The organism is Saccharothrix sp. BKS2, assembly GCF_047689505.1.
In the GTDB taxonomy this organism is placed as follows: Bacteria; Actinomycetota; Actinomycetes; order Mycobacteriales; family Pseudonocardiaceae; genus Actinosynnema; species Actinosynnema lopnurensis.
This window is the reverse complement of the sequence record NZ_JAUQOL010000008.1, coordinates 283,486-306,343: the sequence shown is the minus strand read 5'-3', so window position 1 is coordinate 306,343 and position 22,858 is coordinate 283,486. Positions and strand designations below refer to the sequence as shown.

The window sequence follows — 22,858 nt, the reverse complement described above, 5'->3', positions numbered from 1 at the left end:
CGATCGGCTCACGTGGCGTCAACGACGGGTGAACGTCGGGTCAAGGGTGCGGATCAGCGCAGTCGTGGACCCCGGCCCCTGGTGCTGGTGCTGGTGCTGGGGTCGGGGTCGGGTCAGCGGGGCTCGTCCTGGTCGTCGCGGTCGAGGAAGCGCCGGATGGCGGGTTCGTCCGGGACCTCGTCGTCCTGGGGGGCCTCGACGAGGCGTTCGGCGATCGGCACCGGCTCGTCGAGCCAGGCGGGCCGGAAGTCGTCGCCGGGCACCAGCCGGTGGCGGCGGGCGAACTCCTCGGCGGCGTCGCGGATCGACTCGCGCAGCGTGCCGACCACGGCCGTCTCGGCGGTGTAGGTCAGCTCGACCAGCAGGGCGCGCATCCGGTCGAGCTGGTCCTCCTGGTCGGCGTTCTCGGCCAGCTTGGGCCACAGGTGGCGCTCGAACAGCTCGACGAAGTTGGCCGCGATGGCGTCGGTCGACCGGCGCAGGTCGGCGAAGCTGTCGAGCACGTCGTCACTGGGCACCAGCAGCGTCGCGAGCCTGCTGCCGGCCTCCAGCGCCCAGCGGCGGGCGTGCGGCCAGCCGCGCCGCCAGCGGATCAGGCCGAGCTGGGACGCCTTGGTGATGATGCTCGGGCGGACGTCGCCCAGCGGCACCAGGCGCCGGATGTCGCGGACGCGGACGCGGACCCAGTCGTCGGGGCCCTCCGCGTCGCCGACGCCCAGCACGGCCGCGACGCTGGCGCCCTCCTCGCGGGCCTTGACCAGCTCGGCGATGGCGGGCAGCGAGAAGCCGCGCGACTGGAGGCGCTGCACCAGGGCGAGGCGTTCGAGGTGGGAGGCGTCGTAGTGCGCGACCCGGCCCTGTCGGCGAGGGGGGTGCAGCACGCCCTTGGTCTGGTACATGCGGATGGTGCTGCCCGGCAGGCCCACGCGGACCGCCAGCTCGTCGACCGTCAACTGCTCCACCGGTCCAGCTTGACCCGTTGTGGTTAGTCGAGTCAAGACTATTCGAGTGATGACTAGAACAGTTGTCAGAGGTGCATCAGCATTCGGGTGTTGCCGAGGGTGTTGGGCTTGACGTAGGAGAGGTCGAGGAACTCCGCCACCCCCTCGTCGGCCGACCGCATGATCTCCTCGTAGACCTCGGGGGAGACCGGCGTGCCGTCGATCTCGACGAACCCGTGGCGACCGAAGAAGGACGTCTCGAAGGTCAGCACGAAGATCCGCTCCAGCTGGAGCTCGCGCGCCGTCGTGATCAGCTGCTTGACGATGCGGTGCCCGATCCCCCGCCCGCTCTGCCCGGGGTCGACGGCGACCGTGCGGATCTCGGCCAGGTCCTCCCAGAGGACGTGCAGCGCGCCGCAGCCGAGGACCGTGCCGCCCTCCTCCGCCACCCAGAACTCCTGGATGTCCTCGAACAGCGTCACCAGGGGCTTGGAGAGCAGCACCTTGCCGGCGTACTGGTCGATGAGGGCTTTCATGGCACGCACGTCGCCGGTGCGGGCGCGACGCACGTTGATCGGGTCGGTCACGGTGCAAACGTAACTCGCGGCGGCGGGGCAGACCCACCGGGCGGCCAAGGTGATGAACTGTCGGCTTATTGGCCACTTCGCGGGCAGTTGTGCGGTTTACTTGCACAGATCGAGCTGTAGGGCCGCTGTGGGAGGTGTCGGGTGCTCCGGAGCTTCAGGTTGAGGAACCACCGGTCGTTCCGCGACGAGCATGAGTTCCTGCTCATGCCGGTGTACGACAAGGGGCGATCCGCGCTGCCGGTGGCGGCCGTCTACGGCGCCAACGCCTCCGGCAAGTCCAACCTGCTCGACGGGCTGCGGTTCATGGCGGAGGCGGTGCGCGACTCGTTCGGTCAGTGGTCGCCCGGGGGAGGGGTGCCGCGTCGGGCGTTCAAGCTCGACCGCGAGGCGCGGGAGCGGCCTTCCATCTTCGTCGTGGAGATCGTCGAGGGAGGCGTCCGCTACACCTACGGCTTCGAGGTCGACGACGAGCGAGTGCTCGCGGAGTGGCTCTACAGCTATCCCGAGAAGCGCAAGCGAATTCTTTTCGAGAGAACGCTCGACGACGTGAGGTTCGGTAGGGCGACTTCGCGTGATCAGGCCAAGTTGGAGGTGCTGGAGGAACTCCTGCGTCCCGGGTCCCTCTTCCTGAGCCTGGCTGCCCAGTCGAACATCACGGCGTTGCTGCCGGTCTACCGCTGGTTCGTGGACGGTCTCGAGTTCCGGTTGGCCGGTGATGCTTCCGGTCTGGAGCGCGAAGTATCGGATTTCATCCAGGACGACGAGGATTCGCGGGTGCGTCTGCTCGACCTGCTGCGCGCTGCCGATTTCGGCATTTCGGACGTCGTGGCCGGTGGCGAAACTGATGCGCGACTGGAAAGTCTCGAGATATGGTGGAAAAACGATCTTCAGGCCCTTGAGGAACGGCGTGTGCAACTGATCGGCGGGTTTCAGGAGCTGGGCGATTCGGTCGCGATGGCAGAGCAAGAACTTGTGCACGTAGAATCCGGCATCGTTGAATACCGCACTAGACTGGCCAGCCTGCGTCGGGCACTTGAGGAAAGTCGTCGTCGTGTGTCGCTTGTCCACGGCGCGGAGTCCTTCGACCTGGAGGAGGAGTCGGCGGGCACCCGCTCCTGGCTGGGCCTCCTGCCACCGGTGCTCGGGGTGCTCCGCGACGGGGGCGTCCTGGTCATCGACGAGATCGACGCCAGCCTGCACTCGCTGCTCTCGGCTCGACTGATCGGCCTGTTCAACGATCCGGTGTCCAACCCGGGTGGCGGGCAACTCATCTTCACCACCCACGACGCCTCGTTGCTGCACCCGCCGCTGGCCGGTGAGGTGCTCGACCGCGACGAGGTGTGGTTCGTCGAGAAGGACGCCAACGGGGCCAGCGCGCTGTACCCCCTGACCGACTTCAAGCCACGTCATGAGGACAACCTGGAGCGGCGCTACCTCGCGGGTCAGTACGGTGCGGTGCCGCAGGTGTACGAGGAGTTGTTCACGAGGGCCGTGCGGGGTGGTTCCGATGATGGCGAGGCGTGAGAACTCGCAGCGCCGGTCGAGTCGGACGGTGCCCGTCCGCCGGCGGAACGTGCTCGTGGTCAGCGGTGGGCAGAAGACCGAGAGCCAGTACTTCACCGGGCTCCGCCTGACCCGCCGCGTGCCGATCACGGTCAAGTGCAAGGTCGACGCGCCGGAGAACCTCGTCAGGTACGCCGCCAACCTGCGCGACCGCTACCGCGAGGAATTCGACGCGGTGTGGTGCGTGGTCGACGTCGACAATTTCGACATACCGCCCGCCGTGCGGCTCGCGGACAAGGTCCGGGTCAACCTCGCGGTGTCGAACCCGTGTTTCGAGCTGTGGCTCCTGCTGCACTTCGCCGACCACCGCGCCCACGTCGCCGACTACCGCGCCGCCCGGGACCTGGTGGCCAAGCACGTCCCCGGCTACGACAAGGAGCTCGACTACGCGGCCTTCGACGCCAACGTCGAACGGGCGGTCGCCCGTGCCGCCGCCCTGGGCCCCGACAACCCGACCACCGCCGTCGGGCGGCTCGTCGAAGCGGTGCTCCAGCGCTGACAGGCCGGCGGCCCCCGCGACGCCGCCGGTTACCCTGAGCACCGTGCCTTCCCCCACCACGTCCAAGCGCGTCGCCATGCTGACCCTCGGCTGCGCCCGCAACGAAGTCGACTCCGAGGAACTCGCCGGCCGCCTCACCGCCGGCGGCTGGGAGCTGGTCGACGACGAGGCGGACGTGGTCGTGGTCAACACCTGCGGCTTCGTGGAGTCGGCCAAGAAGGACTCCGTGGACACCCTCCTCTCCGCCGCCGACAGCGGCGCCAAGGTGGTCGCGGTCGGGTGCATGGCGGAGCGCTACGGTACCGAGCTGGCCGACAGCCTGCCCGAGGCGAACGCCGTCCTCGGGTTCGACCACTACGGCACCCTGGCCGAGCGCCTGGACGACGTCCTGGCGGGCCGGGCCGTCGAGTCGCACAAGCCCGTGGACCGCCGCACCCTGCTCCCGCTCACCCCCGTGCAGCGGCCCCAGGCGGCGGCGGACGTGCAGGTGCCCGGCCACGGGTGGGGGCCCCGCGTGCTGCGCACCCGCCTGGAGGACACGCCGGTCGCGCCGCTGAAGATCGCCTCCGGCTGCGACCGCCGCTGCTCGTTCTGCGCGATCCCCTCCTTCCGGGGCGCGTTCGTCTCCCGCCACCCCGACGAGGTGGTGGCCGAGGCGATGTGGCTGGCCGAGCAGGGCGTCCGAGAGGTCTTCCTGGTCTCCGAGAACTCCACCTCCTACGCCAAGGACCTGCCCCGCGAGCTGGGCGGCCTGGAGCAGCTGCTGGCCCGCCTGGCCGCCGTGCCCGGCATCGACCGGGTGCGCGTCTCCTACCTCCAGCCCGCCGAGACGAAACCGACCCTCGTCCGGGCGATCGCGACCACCGACGGGGTGGCCGACTACTTCGACATGTCGTTCCAGCACTCCAGCGAGCCGGTGCTGCGGCGGATGCGCCGGTTCGGCTCGACCGAGTCGTTCCTGGGCCTGGTCGAGCAGATCCGGTCCCTCGCCCCGCGCGCCGGCATCCGCAGCAACGTCATCGTCGGCTTCCCCGGCGAGACCGAGGCGGACGTGGCCGAGCTGGAGCGCTTCCTCACCGAGGCGCGCCTGGACGCGGTGGGCGTGTTCGGCTACTCCGACGAGGACGGCACCGAGGCCGAGGGCCTTCCCGACAAGCTGGACGCCGACACGATCGCGGAGCGCGTGACCCGGCTCTCGAACCTGGTCGAGGAGCTGACCGCGCAGCGCGCCGAGGACCGGGTGGGCGACGAGGTCGTCGTCCTGGTCGAGACCGAGGAGGACGACGAGAGCGACTGCGTCGGCCGCGCCGCCCACCAGGCGCCCGAGGTCGACGGCGAGTGCGTCATCACCAACGCCGACGGGCTGCGGGTGGGCGACCTGGTGCGCTGCCGCGTCGACGCGGCCGAGGGCGTCGACCTGGTGGTCTCCGCCGTCGAGGTGCTCCCGAGGTGACCGAACCCGCGCGCGTGCCGGTGCTGAACATCGCCAACGTGCTGACGATGTCCCGGCTGGCGCTCGTGCCGGTGTTCCTCTACTTCCTCTTCGCCGAGGACGGCCGGCAGTTCTGGTGGCGGCTGGCCGCGTTCGGCGTGTTCGCCGTCGCGTCGGTGACCGACCACGTGGACGGCAACCTGGCCCGCAAGCTGGGCCTGATCACCGACTTCGGCAAGATCGCGGACCCGATCGCGGACAAGGCGCTGACCGGCGCCGCGCTGGTCGGCCTGAGCCTGCTGGGGGAGCTGCCCTGGTGGGTGACGGTGGTCATCGCGGTGCGCGAGCTGGGCGTGACGCTGCTGCGCTTCTGGGTCATCCGCCACGGCGTGATCCCGGCCAGCCGCGGCGGCAAGCTCAAGACGCTCGTGCAGATCTTCGCCATCGGCCTGTACCTGCTGCCGCTGCCCGACTACCTGGAGCCGGTGGCGCTGGTCAGCATGGGTGCGGCGGTGGTGCTGACGGTGGTGACCGGCGTCGACTACGTGATCCGCGCCTTCCGGCTGCGGGCGCGGGGGAAGCGGGCCGTGGCGGGGGCCGGGTTGGACCTGGAGCAGGAGCGGGACGTGAGCGGCAGCGGGGCCTGAGGGCGGGCGGCCGCCGGGCGCGGGCAGGAGCAGGCCGGAACGGGAGCGGGGTGTGAGCAAAGTCATGACCGAGCGTGACCGGGGGCGTGGGCGGGGCACGGGCGCCGAGGACGTGGTCCGGGCGCTGCGCGAGCGCGGCGAGACGGTGGCCACCGCCGAATCGCTCACCGCCGGCCTGGTCGCGGTCACCCTGACCGAGGTCCCCGGCTCCAGCGCCGTGCTGCGCGGCGGCCTCGTGGTGTACGCCACAGACCTCAAGCACACGCTCGCCGGCGTGGACGGGGCGCTGCTGGCCGAGCACGGCGCAGTTCACCCGGAAGTGGCAAAACAGCTCGCTGAGGGTGCCCGGGACCGCTGTGGCGCGACCTGGGGGCTCGGGCTGACCGGTGTGGCCGGCCCCGCCCCGCAGGACGGCGTCCCGCCCGGCACCGTCCACATCGGTGTGGCTGGTCCACCCGGTTCAGTGACCAGAACGTTCACTCTGAGTGGTGATCGTCGGCAGGTGCGCGAAGGTGCCTCCGCAGCGGCGCTCGATCTGCTGCGGAAACAGCTCATGATCCCGATCAGGTGACTTGACCAGCGGGTTTTCCGTCACACAACGCCGACAACACGGGAACTTACCGGCCGGTTCACTCGTTCGCCCTTGGCGGACGTGTCCAGAACTCACTGCCCGTCGACGGGACGGGTCGGTAACGTGGTGGCACGGCCGGCCGGAAGGAGGCGCGCGATGACCGTGCTGCTGCGCGAGGCGATCGGTGATCGGCTCCGCCATGCCCGCACCACCCAACGCCGCACGCTGCGCGAGGTCTCCAGGACCGCCCGCGTGAGCCTGGGGTACCTCTCCGAGGTGGAACGGGGCCGCAAGGAGGCGTCCAGCGAGCTGCTGGCCGCCATCTGCGAGGCGCTGGACCTGCCGCTGTCCGAACTCCTGCACCTGGTCGCCTCCGACATCGGCGCCGTCCAGAAGTCCGTGACCAGCCCGGCCGAGCTCACCGAGCGGGCCGCGCCCGCCCCGGCGGGCCTGGAGGGCGGCACCATCGTGCCCGCGATGATCGGCAACGACCTGTCCGACCTGCGCCTCCAGCCCGTGCTCACGCACCGGCTGTCCACCTCCCTCAGCGAGCCTCGCGGCGCGGTGGTGGCGGCGTAACCGACCCAGACCTGCGACGAGCCGAGCCGGGAGCACCCGGCTCGGCTCTCGGTCTTGTCCGGTCCCACCGGACGTGGGTCTTGTCACGGGTTGGCAACCACCCGCCGCGCCCGCGCGTCAGGACGGGCGTGCCGGGGAAGCATCCGGGGTGCCGGGCGCACCGGATCCGTTCGACGAAAGTTCGGGGGGCACTCAGGGTGATCCCGGAGATCTCCCCCGGTCGGTGGAACGAGCGCGGCACAACTGGAACGATGGAACCAACAACAGCACCGGGTCGTTGCCAATCACGAGCGCGAGCCAAGGACGTGCGGAGAAGGCAGGCGTAGGAGATGGCCAACCCTTTCGCGAAGGCGTGGAAGTACTTCATGGCGGCTTTTTCGTCGAAGATCGACGAGCACGCCGACCCGAAGGTGCAGATCCAGCAGGCCATCGAGGAGGCGCAGCGGCAGCACCAGGCCCTGTCTCAGCAGGCCGCCGCGGTGATCGGCAACCAGCGGCAGCTGGAGATGAAGCTCAACCGGCAGCTCGGTGAGGTGGAGAAGCTCCAGGCGTCCGCGCGCCAGGCGCTGGTGCTCGCCGACGAGGCCCGCGCCAAGGGCGAGGAGCAGCGGGCGGCCGAGTTCGAGAACGCCGCGCAGTCGTTCGCGACCCAGCTGGTCACCGCGGAGCAGAGCATCGAGGACCTGAAGACGCTGCACGACCAGGCGCTCCAGGCCGCGGGCCAGGCCAAGCAGGCCGTCGAGCGCAACGCGATGGTGCTCCAGGGCAAGCTGGCCGAGCGCACCAAGCTGCTCAGCCAGCTGGAGCAGGCCAAGATGCAGGAGCAGGTGTCGCACTCGCTGCGCCAGATGACCGAACTGGCCGCGCCGGGCAACACGCCGTCGCTGGAGGAGGTCCGCGACAAGATCGAGAAGCGGTACACCACCGCGCTCGGGTCCGCGGAGCTGGCGCAGAACTCGGTCCAGGGCCGGATGCTGGAGGTCCAGCAGTCGACCACGCAGATGGCGGGCTCGGCCCGGCTGGACCAGCTCCGCGCGTCGCTGGCGGGCGGCAAGGTCGCCGGCGAGGTCACCGGTGGCCAGCCGAGGAGCGCGAGCGCGAACATCCAGCAGGAGATCCAGCAGCGGGTGCAGCAGACGCAGGCGCAGCAGGCGCAGGCGCAGCCGGTCCAGCAGACCCAGCAGATCCCGCAGAACCCCCAGACCAACCAGGGCTGAGAGGACGGTGTCCGCGATGGATCCCCGGCGGAAGGCGGCCGGCGAGATCGTCCAGTTCGTCGGCGGCCAGTTGCAGAACCAGTTGCAGGGCCAGTTGCAGGGGCAAGTCGCGGACCAGGTGCGGCGGAGGGTCGCCGCGTGGAACGACCCGCGCGCGAAGCTCGACCGGCGCTACCGCCGGTCGGGCCGCGTGCTCACCTTCTGGCTGATCGTGCTGGCGCTGCTCACGACGCTCGGCGCGCTGGCGGTGTTCGGCGTGCTCGAACCGGCCGTCGGCATCGGCGTGGCCCTCGGGTTCGCCGGCACGTCGGTGCTGGCGGTGCGCACCGGCCTGCGCCGGCGCGAGATCGACCGGGCGCGGCAGGAGCTCGCGGCCGTGCCCGAGCGCACCCCGCTGCCCGCGCGGGCCTCCGCCGCCCGTCAGCCGATGGAGCGGCTGGAGGAGGCCGAGGACACGCTGCGGGAGCTGCTGCGCCAGCTCGACTCGGCGGCGCTGACCTCCGTGCCGTCCGACTCGGTCGAGCAGGCCCGCGCCACCGGCGTCGAGGCGTCCGGCGCGATCCGCGCGGTGTCCCTCCAGCTCCAGGCCGTGGAGCGGGCCCGCGACACCGCCCCGCCGCTGGACCGCGCCCCGCTGGTGGAGGGGGTGCGCCGGCTGCGCGAGCAGCTGGACGAGGGCGTGGAGGGCTACTGCGGGCTGGTCGCGGCCGCCGGTCGGGTGCTGGCCGAGAGCACGGCCGCCCACCCGCGCGAGGTACTGGGCGAGGCGACCGACCACCTGGCCGGCCTGTCGGCCGGGCTGCGCGAGCTGTCGCGCTGGACCCGGGGCGGCGCCGAGCCGGAGCCGGGGTACTGAGGCGGCACCGCGCGTAGCGGTCCACACCCCGAACCCCCTCCTCCGACCCCTGGCCGCGGTCCTGGGCACAGCCCGGGACTGCGGTCAACCGAAGTTCCGCCCGTGCGTCCGCGCGTCCATCTGCACGAACGTCCGCTACCTCACGTTGCGTAGCAGAGTTCGGCTGACGTGCTCGAACCAGTGGCGTACGCTGCTGCAATCGTGTGATTATCAGACCGTTACCCGGGCTGGGTCACTACTTGGCGTGGCAGGATTCCTTGTCGAACAGCGGTGTTCGGCCTGGTCGCCCAGGGAGGTCATTGCGTGGCGTTGTGGACCGTGCACGGCGATGGCCGCACCACAGACGGTGACGCCATCGCCCCGCAGGAGCGGTTGAGCTGGCCCCTCACCGTCGGCTTCGGCGCCCAGCACCTCCTCGCGATGGCCGGCGCCACGATCTACGTCCCCGCCGCCACCGGTCTCCCGGTCAGCACCACCCTGCTGTTCTCCGGCGTCGGCACGTTGCTGTTCCTGGTCCTCACCCGCAACCGGGTGCCCAGCTACGCCGGGCCGTCGTTCGCGTTCATCGCGCCGCTGGCCGCGGCCCGCGACGAGGGCATCGCCGCGCAGCTCGGCGGCGTGCTCGCGGCCGGCCTGCTGGTGATCATCATCGGGATCGCGGTGAAGGCCCTGGGCGTGCGGCTGCTGGAGTCGGTGATGCCGCCGCTGGTGACCGGGGCCGTGGTGATCATCATCGGGCTGGACCTGTCCGGTCGGGCCACCGAGCCGTTCGCGCGCCAGCCGCTGCCCGCCGTGGTGACCGCGGGCGCCATCCTGCTGTGCGGGGTGCTGGGCCGGGGCTCGTCCTTCCGGTTCTCCGTGCTCATCGGCGTGGTGGCCGGGTGGCTGTTCGGCTTCTTCGCGGGCCTGGTCGACACGGGCGCGGTCGCGCGGGCGGCCTGGTTCGGCCTGCCCGAGTTCCACTCGCCCGAGCTGCGCCCGTCGGTGACCCTGCTGGTGCTGCCGGTGGTGCTCGTGCTGGTCGCGGAGAACGTCGGCCACGTCAAGGCGGTCGCCGCGCTGACCGGCCGCAACCTCGACGGCAGCGCGGGCGACGCGATCATCGCCAACGGCCTGTCCACCACGTTCGCCGGCCTCGGCGGGGGCTCCGGCACCACCACCTACTCCGAGAACATCGGCGTGATGGGGGTGACCAAGGTCTACTCCACGGCCGCGTTCGCGGTGACCGGCGTGACGGCCGTGCTGCTGGCGTTCTCGCCCAAGGTCGTGGCGGTGCTGGGCACCGTCCCGGCGGGCGTGGTCGGCGGTGCGACGCTGGTGCTGTTCGGCCTGATCAGCCTGGTCGGCGTGCGGGTGTGGATGGAGAACCGGGTCGACCTGACCAACCCGGGCAACGCGCTGGTCGGCGGCGCGGCCCTGGTCGCGGGCGTGGGCGACCTCACGCTGGTGGTGGGCGACATGGAGCTGGGCGGGATGGTGTGGGGCCCGCTGCTGGTGGTGATCCTGCACCCGCTGCTGCGCCGGCTGCGGGCCGCCCGCGCGGTCTAGCGGGCCGCCCGCGAGGGCCGGCGGACCGCCGGTGACGAGGTCCGGCGCGCCTGCCCGCCGGGCCGCGCCCGCCCGCGAGGTCTAGCGCGCCGCCAGCGCGCGGTTGATCCGCCGCACCAGCCCCGGACCCTCGTAGATGAAGCCGGTGTAGAGCTGCACCAGGCTCGCGCCCGCGTCCAGCATCCGCGCCGCGTCGTCCGGGCTCGCGATGCCGCCCACGCCGATGATCGGCAGCCGCCCGTCGGTCCGCCTGCTGACGAACCGCACCACCTCGCGCGCCCGCTCGGCCAGCGGCCTGCCGCTCAACCCGCCCGCCTCACCCGCCAGCGCCCGGTCGGCCGGGGCGAGCCCCTCGCGCGACAGGGTCGTGTTCGTCGCGATCAGGCCGCTGACGCCGTGGCCGTCGCACACCTCCAGCAGCTCCCCGATCGCCCCGTCGGTGAGGTCGGGGGCGATCTTGACCAGGATCGGCTTGGGCGCGGCGCCGCCGGCCAGCTCGCGCGCGGCCTCGTCCAGCCCGGACAGCAGCTCGGTCAGCGCCCCCCGGTCCTGGAGCCCCCGCAGGCCGGGGGTGTTGGGCGAGCTGATGTTCACCGCGAAGTAGTCGCCGAACCGGTAGAGCGCCCGCAGGGACGCCCGGTAGTCGCCCACTGCCTCCTCGACCGGCGTCACCTTGGACTTGCCCAGGCTGATGCCCAGCGGCACGGACAGCGGCCCCAGGCGGGCCAGCCGGTCGGCCAGGGCCTGGGCGCCGTCGTTGTTGAAGCCCATCCGGTTGATGATCGCCTCGCTGGCGCGCAGCCGGAACAGCCGCGGCCGCGGGTTGCCCGGCTGCGGGTGCCGGGTGACCGTGCCGACCTCCACGAAGCCGAACCCCAGCGCGCCCCACGCGGGCAGCGCCCGGCCGTTCTTGTCCAGCCCGGCGGCCAGGCCGACGGGGTTGGGGAACCGCACGCCGAACACGGTGCGCTCCAGCGCCGGCCTGCGCCGGACGAGCCCCGCGGCCGGGCTCACCCCCTCCAGCAGGCCGAGGGTGGTCTCGTGGACCCGCTCCGCGTCCCCGCCGTGCATCCGGAACAACGCCTTGCGCACCACGCTCCTGTAGACCACGGCGAAACCCTAAGCGATCGGTCCCGGCTGGCAGTGCGGGCACCAGTACGCGGGACGCTCTTGCACGCCCGCGCCCTGCCCGCCGACGCGGACGCGCGTGCCGCAGCGGAAGCACGGCTTGCCGGTGCGCTCGAACACCCAGTGGTGCCGGCCCCGGGCCATGCTCCCGGTCGTGCTCTGCTCGGGGTGCCAGGCGTTGGCCAGCAGCAGCTTGCGCGACAGCCGCACCGCCTCCGCCGGGTCGACCCCGGACACCGGGGTCCACGGCGAGGCGCCCAGCAGGAAGCACACCTCGGCCTTGTAGAGGTTGCCCACGCCGGCCAGCACGCGCTGGTCGAGCAGCGCCACGCCCAGTTCGCGGTCCGGGTCGGCGGCCAGCCTGCGGGTGGCCTCGGCCTCCTGCCCGGCGTCCCAGCCCTCGCCCAGCAGGTCCGGCCCCAGGTGGCCGACCAACCGGGCCTCCTGGTCGGTCGGCAGCAGCTCCACGTCGTGCAGCGAGAACCCCACCGCGACCCGGTCGGGCACCTCCAGCCGCGCCCGCACCTGGTAGCCGGGCCGCTTCCAGCGGTCGCCGGGCCGGTAGAGGTGCCAGGCGCCGTCCATCCGGAAGTGGGTGTGCAGGCTCAGGCCGCCGGAGAACCGGGTGAACAGGTGCTTGCCGACCGAGCGCACCCCCAGCACGTCCCGGCCGCCCAGGTCCGCGGTGGCCCACCGGGGGTGGCGCAGCTCGCCGCGCACCAGCGTGCGGCCGGCCAGCGCCTCGTCCAGGCGGTGCCCGGCCAGGAACACCGTGTCACCCTCGGGCACCGGCGCCCGCGCTTCCCCGGGTCACGCGTCCACGGCCTCCTGGATCTCGTCGTCGTCGAAGTCGTCGTGCGAGGGCCGCCTGCGGCTGCGGCTCATCCGCAGGATGCGGGCCAGCAGCAGGTTGAACGCCAGCGCCACCTCGCGCGCGCCGGGGGTACCCCACTCGTGGATCGGCATGCACGCGCCCTGCGCCTGCTGCACGGCCAGCCGGTCGGGCATCGCCACCGGCATCACCAGGGGGCCGAAGATGTCGCGCAGCTCCTCGATGCGGAACTGGTGCTCGTGCGAGCGCGGCCGGACCCGGTTGACCACCACGCCCAGCGGCTGGAGCTCCCGGTTGTGCTCGCGCTCGGCCTGCACCGCCTCGAACGCCCGCTGCACGCCCGCCACCGCGAACATCGTGGGCTCGGTCACCAGCAGCGCCCGGTCCGCCGCGACCAGCGCCGACCTGGTCAGCTGACCCAGCGACGGCGGGCAGTCCAGCAGCACCAGCTGGTAGGGCTCCTCGTCCTCCTTGAGCAGGCGCAACGCCTCGCGCAACCGGCCGAGGCGGGCCTCGTTCGGGTCGGGGTGGTTCAGCGACTCCGCGTCTTCCGAGCCGACCAGCACGTCCAGGCCGTCGCCCCACCCGCTCGGTGAGACGGCCTCGCGCAGCACCTCCGCGGTGGGTTCCCGGAGCACGTCGTAGATGCTGGCCCCGGTCTCCTCGGGTTCCAGGGTGGAGGTGGCGTTGCACTGGGGGTCCAGGTCGATGACCAGTGTCCGGACCCCGCGCCGCAGAGCGGCCGACGCGAGACCCAACGCGACCGTCGTCTTACCCACGCCACCCTTGAGACTGAGCACCGCCACCGTATGCACAACGTGCAGCCTACGACCCTTACGCTCTGGTGCCATGCGACCGGACGCCGTACACAGGGTGCTCGACACCGAGCTCGCCGCCGCGCGGGACCGCCGGGGCGGTGAGCCGCCGAGGGTGCTCGACGTCGGCGGCGGCAGCGGCGTGTGGGCGGTCCCGCTGGCCGTGGCCGGGTGCTCGGTGACCGTGGTCGACCCGAGTCCCGACGCGCTGGCGACGCTGCACCGCCGGGCCGCCGAGGCGGGCGTGCTGGACCGGGTCACCGCCGTGCAGGGCGACGCGGACGTGCTGGACCAGGACGCCTCGGCCGACCTGGTGCTGGGCCACGGACTGCTGGAGGTGGTGGACGACGCGGGCGCCGCGCTGGCCGCGCTGGCCGCCGCCGCGGCCCCGGGCGGCGCGGTGTCGGTGCTGGTGGCGAACCGGTTCGCGGCCGTGCTGCACCGGGCCATCGCCGGTCGGCTGGTGGAGGCCCGGCGGCTGCTGGACGACGAGGCCGGGCAGCTCGCGGGCACCCGCGACCCGCTGCTGCGCCGGTTCGACGCGGTGGGCCTGGAGGCGCTGGTGTCGGCCGCGGGCCTGAAGGTGGAGCTGGTGCAGGGCCACGGCGTGGTGTCCGACCTGGTGCCGGGCTCGGTGCTGGACGCCAACCCCGGCGCGGCCGACGCGCTGGCGGAGCTGGAACTGGCCGCGTCGACCAGGTCGCCGCTGCGCGACGTGGCGGCCCGCCTGCACGTCCTGGGCCGCAAGTACGGCTGAATGCGGTACAACGGTAGGCATCCGCCGCCTACCGCAGAGGACCGCAGCCGTGGGAGACCCGCCTTTACCCGGAGCCCCGTGATGACCGCCGCCGCGCCCGAGGAGATCGAGGACCGGGTGCGCGAGGCCGTCCGCGGTGACCGGGCCGCCGCCGCGCGGCTGCTGGCCATCGTCCGGCCGCTGGTGGTGCGCTACTGCCGGGCCCGCGTGGGCCGCCAGGAGCGCTCGTACACCTCCGCCGACGACGTGGCGCAGGAGGTGTGCCTGGCCGTGCTGACCTCGCTGCCGACCTACCGCGACCACGGCCGGCCGTTCCTGGCGTTCGTCTACGGCATCGCCGCGCACAAGGTCGCCGACGCGCACCGCGCGGCGCTGCGCAACCGGGCCGAGCCCGTGCCCGAGGTGCCCGACGCCCCCGACGACTCGGCCGACCCCGAGCGGTCGGCGCTGCGCGGGGAGCTGTCGCGCAAGCTCGGCGAGCTGCTGCGCCTGCTGCCGGACAAGCAGCAGGAGATCCTGCTGCTGCGGGTCGTGGTGGGCCTGACGGCCGAGCAGACCGCCCAGGTGGTGGACGCGACGCCGGGCGCGGTGCGGGTGGCGCAGCACCGGGCGCTGACGCGCCTGCGGCGCGAGGTCGAGCGGGTGTCGTGGCTGGCCGTCACGTAGCGTGTCTGGTTACGCAGCGCAGCCAATGGCGGCAGTAGGCTCCCCCGTTCGCAGCCTAAACGCGACCATTTGGAGCAACTTTCGAATACCTGCGTCATCCGCGTGAGGGAGCTGCGTCGCGTTGCCATGTGGCCCAAGAGGTGGTCCAGCGCGCGGACGCCGAGGAGCTCGCGATGGCAGTGGTGGTCGATTTCGGAGTTATGCCGGGACGCGGCGGTGCGTCGCGCGTCCGAGCCGGGGAGGCGGTGATGGCCGTGGACTGCGACGACGCCCCGGTCGCCGTGGTACGTGCGGAAGCGGGTCCGGACGCGCTGGTCGAACCGGCGGTGCGGGGCGACCGGCGGGCCGTGGAGGCGTTGCTGGGGCTGATCCGGCCGCTGGTGGTCAGGTACTGCCGGGCCAGGGTCGGCCGCGGGGAGCGGTCGCGGTCGTCGGCCGACGACGTGGCGCAGGAGGTGTGCCTGGCGGTGCTCAAGGCGCTGCCGTCCTACCGGGACCAGGGGCGGCCGTTCCTGGCGTTCGTCTACGGCATCGCCGCGCACAAGGTCGCGGACGTCCACCGGGCGTCGGCCCGGGACCGGGCGGAGTCGGTCTCGGAGCTGCCCGACAGCGTCAGCGGCGGGCCGGGGCCCGAGCAGGAGGCGTTGCGGGGCGAGCTGGGCGAGCGGATCGGGCGGCTGCTGGGCGTGCTGCCGGAGCGGCAGCGGGAGATCCTGGTGCTGCGCGTGGTCATGGGCATGTCCGCCGAGGAGACGGCGGTGATGGTGGGTTCGACGCCCGGTGCGGTGCGGGTGGCGCAGCACCGGGCGCTGCTGAGGTTGCGCAAGGTGCTGGGGGAGTAGGTTCCCGGCTTGCCCGTTCGGGTGTCTTGTGCGCGTCCTCGCCACTGGTCGGGTGGCGGAGTGCGCGGCACGCCTACCGCTTGGCGTAGGGTGTCGAACGGGTGTTCGACGGGGGTGGATCTTGGGTCGCAGTGCCGACCTGCCGCGCGGTCTGGTCGACCGCTTCATCGCGCGCGGCGACGTGTGGCCGGACGACACCGGTTGCCCGATGCTGCACGTGGACATGGACGCCTTCTACGCCTCGGTCGAGATCCGCGAGCGGCCGGAGCTGGCCCACCGCCCGGTCGTGGTGGGCGGCACGGCGCACCGGGGCGTGGTGGCGTCGGCGAACTACCTGGCGCGCGAGTTCGGCGTGCGCTCGGCCATGCCCACCGCCCACGCGCGCAGGCTCGCGCCGCACGCGGTGTTCCTCCCGCCCGACTTCGCGCGCTACCAGGAGGTCTCGCGCGGGGTGATGGCGATCTTCCGCGACACCACGCCGCTGGTGGAGCCGCTGAGCCTGGACGAGGCGTTCCTCGACGTCAGCGGCTCGCTGCGGCGGCTGCGCGCGACCCCGGCCGAGGTCGCCGGGTCGATCCGCGAGCAGGTGTTCCGGGCGTTCGGGGTCACCTGCTCGGTGGGCGTCGCGCCGACGAAGTTCCTGGCCAAGCTGGCCTCGGGGATGTGCAAGCCGGACGGCCTGATGGTGGTGCCGCGCGCGGAGGTGCTGACCTTCCTGCACCCGCTGCCGGTGTCCGCGCTGTGGGGCGTCGGCAAGCGGACGGCCGAGGCGCTGGAGCAGGTGGGCCTGGAGACGGTGGCCGACGTGGCCGCCACGCCGCTGCCCAGGCTGCGGCGGGTGATCGGGGTGGCGCTGGCCGAGCACCTGCACGCGCTGGCGCAGGGCCACGACGACCGGCCGGTGGTGCCGTCGACCAGGGAGAAGTCGATCGGCGCCGAGGAGACGTTCGAGGTCGACCACTTCGACCGGGACCTGCTGCGGCGCGAGCTGCTGCGGCTGGCGGAGCGGTCCACCGCGACGCTGCGGGAGCGGGGGCTGCGCGGGCGCACGGTGTCGATCAAGGTGCGGTTCGCCGACTTCACCACGATCACCCGGTCCAGGACGCTGCGGGTGGCCACGGACGTGACGCAGGAGGTCCACCGGACCGCCGCGGCGCTGCTGGACGAGCAGGTGCCGCCGGGCGCGGTGCGGCTGATCGGCGTGCGGATCGAGCAGCTGGTGGAGGAGGGGAGCGGCGAGCAGCTGATGTTCGACGCCCCGGAGCGCGGGTGGCGCGAGGCGGAGCAGGCGGCCGACCAGGCGCGGTCGAGGTTCGGCCGGGCGGCCGTGCGGCCGGCGTCGCTGCTCGCGGAGGGGCCGGCGCGGTCCGGGGTGAAGGAGCCGGGTCCCGACCCGGGCTGAGAGACCCGGTCCCGACCCGGGCTGGAGCGACCCGGTCCCGACCCGGGCACCCGAGGCGGCGGAACGGGCCGATCGGGTGGTTGGCGGGCCGGATCGGACCGCGCGCGACGATCACCGGGCACGCTGGTCGGGTGGACCGGTTCTGGGGCTTGCTCACCCCCGCCGAGCACGAGGTGCTCGGCGCCACGGGTGCGGAACGCGACTACCCGCCCGGCTCGGTGATCTGCGCGGAGGGCGAGGTCACCCGGCACGTGCTGGTGGTCCGCCGCGGCCTGCTGCGGGTGACCGCCACCACCGCCAACGGGTACGAGAAGGTGCTCGCGATCCGCGGCTCGGGCGACATCGTCGGCGAGCGGTCCGCCGTGGACGGGCTGCCCCGCTCGGCCACCGTGTGCGCGCTCAACGCGGTCCGGGCGCTGGTCCTCTCGGCCCCGACCTTCGTCGCCCTGTGCCAGCGGTACCCGCGCATCTCGTGGGCGGTGCTGACCGTGGTGATCACCCGGCAGCGCGACACCGACCGGCAGCGGACCCAGATCAGCGGCACCGCCACCCAGCGCGTCGCCGCCGTGCTGATCGACGTCGCGCTGCGGCGCGGCATCGCGGACCAGGGCGCGGTCTCCCTCAGCCAGGAGGAGCTGGCCGGTATCGCCGGGACGTCCCGGGAATCGCTCGTCCGGGTGCTGCGCTCGTTGCGCGAGCGCGGCATCATCTCCACGGGTCGGCGGAAGATCGAGATCCACCAGGTCAGCAGGCTCTACGACCTCACCAACTGAAATTCCCGCTGTGCGTCATCTGACGCAGAAGTCCGTGGTCGGACGCCCTACAAATGAGTTGTCGGAACAGCTCAGAGGGGGAGTCATGAACCACAACGAGGAGCGAGCCAAGTCCCGCCGCAGGTTCACCGAACGGCTCGCCTGCACCCTGCTCTTCACCGCGGTCCAGCTGTGGGCGGCGGTCGTGATCGTCATCAAGTCCGACGCCCGGGGCGTCGTCGCGCTCGCCGTCGCGCTGGTCCTCGCGGGCGGGCTGATCGCGATGTACGACGCGTGGCGCGAGGTGCGCTCCACCCACCGCGAACTGGACGTCGAGTTCCAGGACAACCTGGTGCGCCTGTAGGGCGCGACGAGACCGGGACCCAGCGGTGGCCGGCGAGGGGCGGCCACCGCTCTCCCCGGGCCTTCCGCGGGCGGTCGGGCCCGCGGAAGGCCCTTCTCCACGGGGGGTGGAGGAGGACGAGGTGCGCCCGTTCGGGTCGAGCTGCGCGGACCGGGACGGGCGCGGGGACCGGGACCGGGGAGCGGGTCGTCCCGAGGGGGCGGTGGGCCCGGTGGTGGGCCCGACCCGCCCACCACCGCGAACCGGGCGGCGCAGGGCCTTAACACGGCGTTCGGCGGGGGTCTGCCGCCAGCTTACGGAGGTCTGACCGTTGACCCGTGAGGATGATGGTGACCTAACGAACCGCTTAGGGGCACAGACTGGGTAGTCGGCGGGCCTCCCGAATCGTATCCTGGTCGTGACGCCCCCAGGGCGGGGCGTCCGCCGGGACCGGCGGCAACCGTGATTACCCGGCGCCCGCGACCGCTGTGCCGGAGGAGGAGCCATGCCACTCTCCGAGCACGAGCAGCGACTGCTCGACCAGATCGAGCGCGCGCTCTACGCCGAGGACCCGAAGTTCGCATCCACCGTGCGCGGCGCCAAGCTGCGCAAACCGTCCCGACGGCGTCGTATCCAGGGCATCGCGTTGTTCGCCGTGGGTGTGGCGCTGCTCGTGACAGGTGTGATGTTGCCGAAGCTCGCTGGTATCCCGGTGGTGAGCGTCGTCGGCTTCCTGTTGATGTTCTTCGGCGTACTGCTCACCGTGACGACACTCCGTCGTGGTGATCAGGGTGCCGAAGAGCCCAACGACGAGGGAGGCCGGCCCAGCCGCAGCTCGTTCTCACAGAAGATGGAAGAACGTTTCCGTCGCCGTTTCGAGGACGAGTAGTCCGCGTAACAGCCCTGACCGCACTGCCCGCAGAACGCACACGGCCCGCCCCGGGAGTCCCGGGGCGGGCCGTGGGGTGTTCGGGGGCGGGTGTTCGGGGGCGGGGCGGGGTGGCCGCCTGAGCCGGGGCGGGCTGGAGTCGGGGCCGCGGGCCGGGGCGGGTGCGTGTCGGGTGGCGCCACCGCCGGCGCGGGCCGGCCGGATCGCGCGTCACCTGCGCGGCGCGACCCGACCCAGCCCGTCTTCACCCGTCCGAGGCAAGGCCGGCTCACCTCACCTCAATCTCACTCGTCCGAGTCCGGGCTGGTCGGCGGCTTCGGGTGCAGCACCGACCGGGGCAGCACCCTGGCCTTCAGCGCCAGCGGCGCGTTGCGGTTCAGGCTCGCCCGCACCTCGTCGACCGCCTGCGGCAGCGAGGGGTCCGCCCCCGTCCGCGTGCTGTACCAGGACCGCTCCACCGCCCCGACCACCGCGCGCAGCCCGTCCCGCCCCTGCTCGTCCAGGTTGTGCGCCTTCACCAACCGCCGCGCGGCCACGCGCACCGTCTCGGTGTTCGGCACCCGCGTCCCCCGGTCCACCGACTCGGCCACCAGCTCCCGCCAGGCCGCGCCGGCGGCGTCCGGACCCAGCCCGGCCACCGCCCGCAGCCGCGCCCGCCGCCGCCACTCCCGCACCCCCGCGGGCGCCGCCGCGGCCGCCAGCAGGACCAGCGCGATCGCCAGCTCCCACCACAGCAGCGCCGCCACCAGCGCCAACGTCACCACCCACGCCGCGGCCGCCGCCGCGAGGGCCGCCGGCCGCAGCCTGGGCAGGCGCAGCCACGCGGGTCCGCCGGGCCTGCCGCTCGCGATCGCCAGCCAGGTCAGCAGCGCCGCCAGCAGCGCCGCCACCGCGAGCGCCACCAGGTGCCAGGTGGGCACCGACTCCCCGGTCTCCGTCGTCCCGCCCTGGGCCGGCGCGTCCGGCGCGGTCGACTCCGAGGTGGACGAACCCGAGGTCGGCGCGGTGGTCGTGGTCGTGGCCGCGGTGGCGCTGGACCCGTCCTCCTCGTCGTCGGCGTCCAGTCCGGAGATGTACGGCGGGGTCACGCCCCGGCCGTCCGACAGCGGGGTCGGGTCGAACGTCATCCAGCCGTAGCCGGCGAAGTAGATCTCCACCCACGCGTGCGCGTCCTGCGTGGTGATGGTCTGGAAGTCGTCGGTGGGGAACCCGGCGGTGAAGCCGAGCGCCACCCGCGCGGGCATCCCGACCGACCGCGCCATGATCGCCATCGCCGAGGCGTACTGCTCGCAGTACCCGCGCTTGCCGTTGAACAGGAAGTCCTCCAGCGCGTCCGGCCGGTTGTCGCCACCGGTCTCGGTCGTGTAGGTGAACCCCTGCGTGCCGTCGGTGAAGTGCCGGTACAGGGCGGTCGCCCGGTCGAACTGGTTGTCCTCGCTCGCCACGACGTCCCGCGCCAGCTCGGCCACCCGCTCGCTCACCCCGGGCGCGTCCTGGTAGGCCGGGTCGACGTCCGGCACGCCCGACGCGCGGCGCAGCGTGTCCGCGCCCGGCGACTCCAGCACCGTCTCCAGCGTGTACTGGCCCGACTTGCGCGCCCGGACGCTGTAGACCATGCCGCGCGCCGGGTCGTAGCGCCAGTTGTCCTCGACCTGCCCGATCGAGCGCGGCCGGCCGTACACCGGCAGCCAGTTGTCCACCCAGTTCACCGGCTCGACCTGGACCGAGGTCACCCGGCCGTCACCGGGGTCGCCCGGCTGCGGGGGCAGCTCGCCCTGCGCCGACACGCCCTCGGGCATGTTGCCGCCCAGCTGCCAGCCCTTGTCCGGCACGTACTCGCGCAGCGTCATCGCCCGCAGGTAGGCCGAGCTGGGCAGGCCCCGCACCCGGAACATCTCCCGCGTCGAGCCCTGGTTGAGCATCCCGCGCAGCTCGGTCATCGGGTCGATGCCCAGCCCGCCGGAGCCGCCGCCGATCTCGTCGCCCGTGCCGGGCAGCCGCCCGACCGTGCCGACCAGCGTCAGGCTGCCGCCCACCACCAGGGCGATCACCACGGACAGCCCGGCCACGGCGGCCGCCGCCGGTCCGGAGCCCTGCCGACCGCCGTTGGGCAGCCTGCCCCGCCACGCCTCGTGGCGGTGCTGCCCGTCCACGGCCAGCAGCATCGCGAACGCGCCCGCGCCGAACGCGAACGTCCACAGCGGCAGCATCTCGTCGGCCAGCGACGCGGGCACCGCGAACACGCACAGCAGCACCAGGCCGGACGCCGCGGGCGCCGCCGCGCCCACCGCCAGCCCGTCGACCAGGACCGCCACCAGCCCGATCGCCACCATGACCAGGCACCGCATGGCCGGGCTGTCGGGCACCGGCGGCACACCGGTCTGCACCTCGGCCATCGCCTGGCCGAGCACGTCGAGCAGGTCGTTCAGCGACTGCGGGCCGGGCAGGAACACCAGCACGCCGCTGCGCGTGAAGATCGTCACCAGCAGGCACAGCAGGGCCAGCACCTGCCCGAGGCTCACCACCACCGGGGGCAGCCGCCGGGACGCGCGCAGCAGCACGCCCGTGCCGGCGACCACGGCGATCGCCACGGCCAGGTACACCGGCCACAGCGCGCCGCCGATCACGCTCGACAGCGCGGTCGCCGCGCACAGGGTCGCCAACCCCGCGACCGCGGGCGTCGCGCCCACCGCCCACCTGCCGTCCGCGGTCCTGCCGGTCATGGTCACCCCACCTCCGTGCGCACCACCGGGCCGCGGTTGCCCGCGCTGTGGCACAGCTCCTGCCAGACCTGGCGCATCGGCGTGTTCGGCCGAGCCACCACCACCCCCCACCCGGCGGCGGCGAGCAGCCGCACCGCGTCGTCGGGGTCCGGCGCGGGGTCGTCCGAGGGGGACGCCCACGCCGCCACGTCCATCAGCACCGCCAGGCTGCGCACCCCGCGCGGCCGGTGGCGCGCCAGCGAGTCCACCGCCGCGGGCGTGCAGCCGCCGAGGATCGCGATGACCTCCTGGCCCGCGCCCGGGTCCACGCCCGCCGCCGGCTCGCGGTGGTGCGAGGGCTGGAGCGCGGCCAGCGCGTCGAGCACCACCGCGTCGCTGTACCCGGACCCGCCCGGACCGCCCACCAGCACCCGGCCGTCGTCGCCGACCAGGCGCACCTGGTGGCCGTACCGGTGCAGGTGCAGCGAGATCGACGCGGCGAACGAGACCGCCCACTCCAGGCTCGCGCCGGGCCCGCCGCCGCGGTGCGCGACCACCCGGTGGTCCAGCAGCACGGTCGTGCCGCCGCGCCACGGCCGCTCCTCGACGCGCACCATCAGCTCGTCGCGCCGCGCGGTCGAGCGCCAGTGCACCTTCCGCAGGTCGTCGCCGTGCCGGTACGGGCGCACCACCGCGTCGTCCTCGCCCTGCCCGGCGCGCAGCCGGATCGAGCCGTCGTCGCCGGAGCCCATGCCGGAGCCGCCGGGCAGCCCGGTCAGCGGCAGCACCCGCGGCACCACCACCAGCCTGCTGCGGCCGGCCATCTCCCGGTCGAACTCGGCCAGCCCGAACGGGTCGGTGATGCGAGCCAGCAGCGGCCCGACCTGCTGGACGCCGCGCATGACCGGCTTGAGCTGGTAGCGCAGCACGGTCACGGTGTTGCGCGGCAGCCGCTCCACCACGAACCGGGGGCGCGCGCCCAGCGCGTACGGCACCGCGTCCTCCAGCAGCAGGCCGCCGGTCGGCAGCCGGCCCGCGCTGCGCAGCTCGACCCGCACGTCCGCGGCCGACCCCACCTGGACCCGGCCCGGGTGCAGCAGCCGGTTCGCGTGCAGCCCCACCCGGGCCCGCTGCGCCAGCCACGCCGCCAGCACCGGCAGCACCACCACGAACGCCGCCACGCGCAGCAGGTCGCGCTCGTTGAGCACGATCGCGCACAGGCCCGCCGCGAAACCGGCCGCGAGCAGGCACCGGCCCCTGGTCGTCAGCCCGGACAGGGTGCCCCGCATG

23 protein-coding genes are annotated in these 22,858 nt (G+C 73.2%); 16 read left to right on the top strand and 7 right to left on the bottom strand.

What is annotated here, in order from left to right; all coding sequences use genetic code 11:
• Positions 1–113: 113 nt before the first annotated feature.
• Together Q5530_RS19315 and Q5530_RS19310 are read right to left on the bottom strand one after the other, a co-directional pair.
• The gene (locus Q5530_RS19315; protein ID WP_415364021.1) at positions 114–962 is read right to left on the bottom strand and encodes a MerR family transcriptional regulator; all 849 of its coding nucleotides are present in this window, start codon (positions 960–962) and stop codon (positions 114–116) included.
• A 65-nt stretch (positions 963–1,027) separates the two neighbouring features.
• Positions 1,028–1,528: an amino-acid N-acetyltransferase gene (locus Q5530_RS19310; RefSeq protein WP_380638760.1), complete on the bottom strand. Its 501-nt coding sequence runs from the start codon at positions 1,526–1,528 to the stop codon at positions 1,028–1,030.
• Between the two features lie 141 nt (positions 1,529–1,669).
• Between Q5530_RS19310 and Q5530_RS19305 the strand changes: the two genes are divergently transcribed.
• The 9 genes from Q5530_RS19305 (at position 1,670) to Q5530_RS19265 (ending at position 10,440) form a co-directional block, all read left to right on the top strand.
• Complete coding sequence (locus Q5530_RS19305; protein ID WP_415364019.1) at positions 1,670–3,052, top strand: AAA family ATPase; 1,383 nt, start codon at positions 1,670–1,672, stop codon at positions 3,050–3,052.
• Positions 3,036–3,590 (top strand): RloB family protein, encoded by a 555-nt coding sequence (locus tag Q5530_RS19300; RefSeq protein ID WP_415364017.1) that lies wholly within the window; start codon positions 3,036–3,038, stop codon positions 3,588–3,590. The genes Q5530_RS19305 and Q5530_RS19300 overlap by 17 nt, the downstream gene beginning before the upstream one ends.
• 76 nt (positions 3,591–3,666) lie before the next feature.
• Positions 3,667–5,043, top strand: coding sequence for a 30S ribosomal protein S12 methylthiotransferase RimO (gene rimO / locus Q5530_RS19295; RefSeq protein WP_415364196.1), 1,377 nt, complete (start codon positions 3,667–3,669; stop codon positions 5,041–5,043).
• Positions 5,040–5,669 carry a CDP-diacylglycerol--glycerol-3-phosphate 3-phosphatidyltransferase gene (pgsA, locus tag Q5530_RS19290; protein ID WP_415364016.1) on the top strand — a complete coding sequence of 210 codons (630 nt, stop codon included), beginning with the start codon at positions 5,040–5,042 and terminating at the stop codon, positions 5,667–5,669. The genes rimO and pgsA overlap by 4 nt, the downstream gene beginning before the upstream one ends.
• A 64-nt stretch (positions 5,670–5,733) precedes the next feature.
• Positions 5,734–6,240, top strand: a complete 507-nt coding sequence (locus tag Q5530_RS19285) for a CinA family protein (RefSeq protein ID WP_415364194.1) — start codon at positions 5,734–5,736, stop codon at positions 6,238–6,240.
• A gap of 156 nt (positions 6,241–6,396) precedes the next feature.
• Positions 6,397–6,819, top strand: a complete 423-nt coding sequence (locus Q5530_RS19280; protein WP_380638757.1) for a helix-turn-helix domain-containing protein — start codon at positions 6,397–6,399, stop codon at positions 6,817–6,819.
• A gap of 329 nt (positions 6,820–7,148) precedes the next feature.
• The gene (locus Q5530_RS19275; RefSeq protein WP_415364015.1) at positions 7,149–8,036 is read left to right on the top strand and encodes a PspA/IM30 family protein; all 888 of its coding nucleotides are present in this window, start codon (positions 7,149–7,151) and stop codon (positions 8,034–8,036) included.
• Between the two features lie 16 nt (positions 8,037–8,052).
• Positions 8,053–8,892, top strand: a complete 840-nt coding sequence (gene pspM, locus Q5530_RS19270) for a phage shock envelope stress response protein PspM (RefSeq protein WP_415364013.1) — start codon at positions 8,053–8,055, stop codon at positions 8,890–8,892.
• Positions 8,893–9,195: 303 nt separating this feature from the next.
• Complete coding sequence (locus tag Q5530_RS19265; protein WP_415364012.1) at positions 9,196–10,440, top strand: uracil-xanthine permease family protein; 1,245 nt, start codon at positions 9,196–9,198, stop codon at positions 10,438–10,440.
• An 81-nt stretch (positions 10,441–10,521) separates the two neighbouring features.
• On the opposite strand, the gene Q5530_RS19260 is transcribed toward Q5530_RS19265, so the two are convergent.
• Genes Q5530_RS19260 through Q5530_RS19250 form a run of 3 tightly spaced genes read right to left on the bottom strand, consistent with a single transcriptional unit; the run spans position 10,522 to position 13,215 of the window.
• Positions 10,522–11,550: a quinone-dependent dihydroorotate dehydrogenase gene (locus Q5530_RS19260; RefSeq protein WP_415364010.1), complete on the bottom strand. Its 1,029-nt coding sequence runs from the start codon at positions 11,548–11,550 to the stop codon at positions 10,522–10,524.
• 9 nt (positions 11,551–11,559) lie between these two features.
• On the bottom strand, positions 11,560–12,357 hold the full coding sequence (locus tag Q5530_RS19255; protein WP_415364008.1) for a DNA-formamidopyrimidine glycosylase family protein: 798 nt from the start codon (positions 12,355–12,357) through the stop codon (positions 11,560–11,562).
• Between the two features lie 21 nt (positions 12,358–12,378).
• The gene (locus Q5530_RS19250; RefSeq protein ID WP_415364006.1) at positions 12,379–13,215 is read right to left on the bottom strand and encodes a ParA family protein; all 837 of its coding nucleotides are present in this window, start codon (positions 13,213–13,215) and stop codon (positions 12,379–12,381) included.
• Positions 13,216–13,249: 34 nt separating this feature from the next.
• Here Q5530_RS19250 and Q5530_RS19245 point away from each other — a divergent pair, with 34 nt between their 5' ends.
• The 7 genes from Q5530_RS19245 to Q5530_RS19215 all read left to right on the top strand — a co-directional run bounded on the left by Q5530_RS19245 (position 13,250) and on the right by Q5530_RS19215 (position 18,866).
• Entirely contained in the window at positions 13,250–13,972 is a 723-nt protein-coding gene (locus Q5530_RS19245) for a class I SAM-dependent methyltransferase (protein WP_380638750.1), read from the top strand.
• 81 nt (positions 13,973–14,053) lie between these two features.
• Positions 14,054–14,638 carry a sigma-70 family RNA polymerase sigma factor gene (locus Q5530_RS19240; protein WP_415364005.1) on the top strand — a complete coding sequence of 195 codons (585 nt, stop codon included), beginning with the start codon at positions 14,054–14,056 and terminating at the stop codon, positions 14,636–14,638.
• 248 nt (positions 14,639–14,886) lie between these two features.
• The gene (locus Q5530_RS19235) at positions 14,887–15,480 is read left to right on the top strand and encodes a sigma-70 family RNA polymerase sigma factor (protein WP_415364192.1); all 594 of its coding nucleotides are present in this window, start codon (positions 14,887–14,889) and stop codon (positions 15,478–15,480) included.
• 121 nt (positions 15,481–15,601) lie between these two features.
• Complete coding sequence (locus Q5530_RS19230) at positions 15,602–16,882, top strand: DNA polymerase IV (protein ID WP_415364004.1); 1,281 nt, start codon at positions 15,602–15,604, stop codon at positions 16,880–16,882.
• Between the two features lie 131 nt (positions 16,883–17,013).
• Positions 17,014–17,655 (top strand): Crp/Fnr family transcriptional regulator, encoded by a 642-nt coding sequence (locus tag Q5530_RS19225; protein ID WP_415364003.1) that lies wholly within the window; start codon positions 17,014–17,016, stop codon positions 17,653–17,655.
• Between the two features lie 85 nt (positions 17,656–17,740).
• Positions 17,741–17,998, top strand: coding sequence for a hypothetical protein (locus Q5530_RS19220; RefSeq protein ID WP_380638747.1), 258 nt, complete (start codon positions 17,741–17,743; stop codon positions 17,996–17,998).
• Between the two features lie 484 nt (positions 17,999–18,482).
• Positions 18,483–18,866, top strand: a complete 384-nt coding sequence (locus Q5530_RS19215; RefSeq protein WP_380638746.1) for a DUF3040 domain-containing protein — start codon at positions 18,483–18,485, stop codon at positions 18,864–18,866.
• A 284-nt stretch (positions 18,867–19,150) separates the two neighbouring features.
• Here the strand turns inward: Q5530_RS19215 and Q5530_RS19210 are convergent, their stop codons facing one another.
• Complete coding sequence (locus tag Q5530_RS19210) at positions 19,151–21,589, bottom strand: transglutaminase TgpA family protein (protein ID WP_415364001.1); 2,439 nt, start codon at positions 21,587–21,589, stop codon at positions 19,151–19,153.
• Positions 21,590–21,591: 2 nt separating this feature from the next.
• A complete protein-coding gene (locus Q5530_RS19205) occupies positions 21,592–22,857 on the bottom strand; it encodes a DUF58 domain-containing protein (protein WP_415364000.1) in 1,266 nt (421 codons plus the stop codon).
• Position 22,858 lies beyond the last annotated feature (1 nt).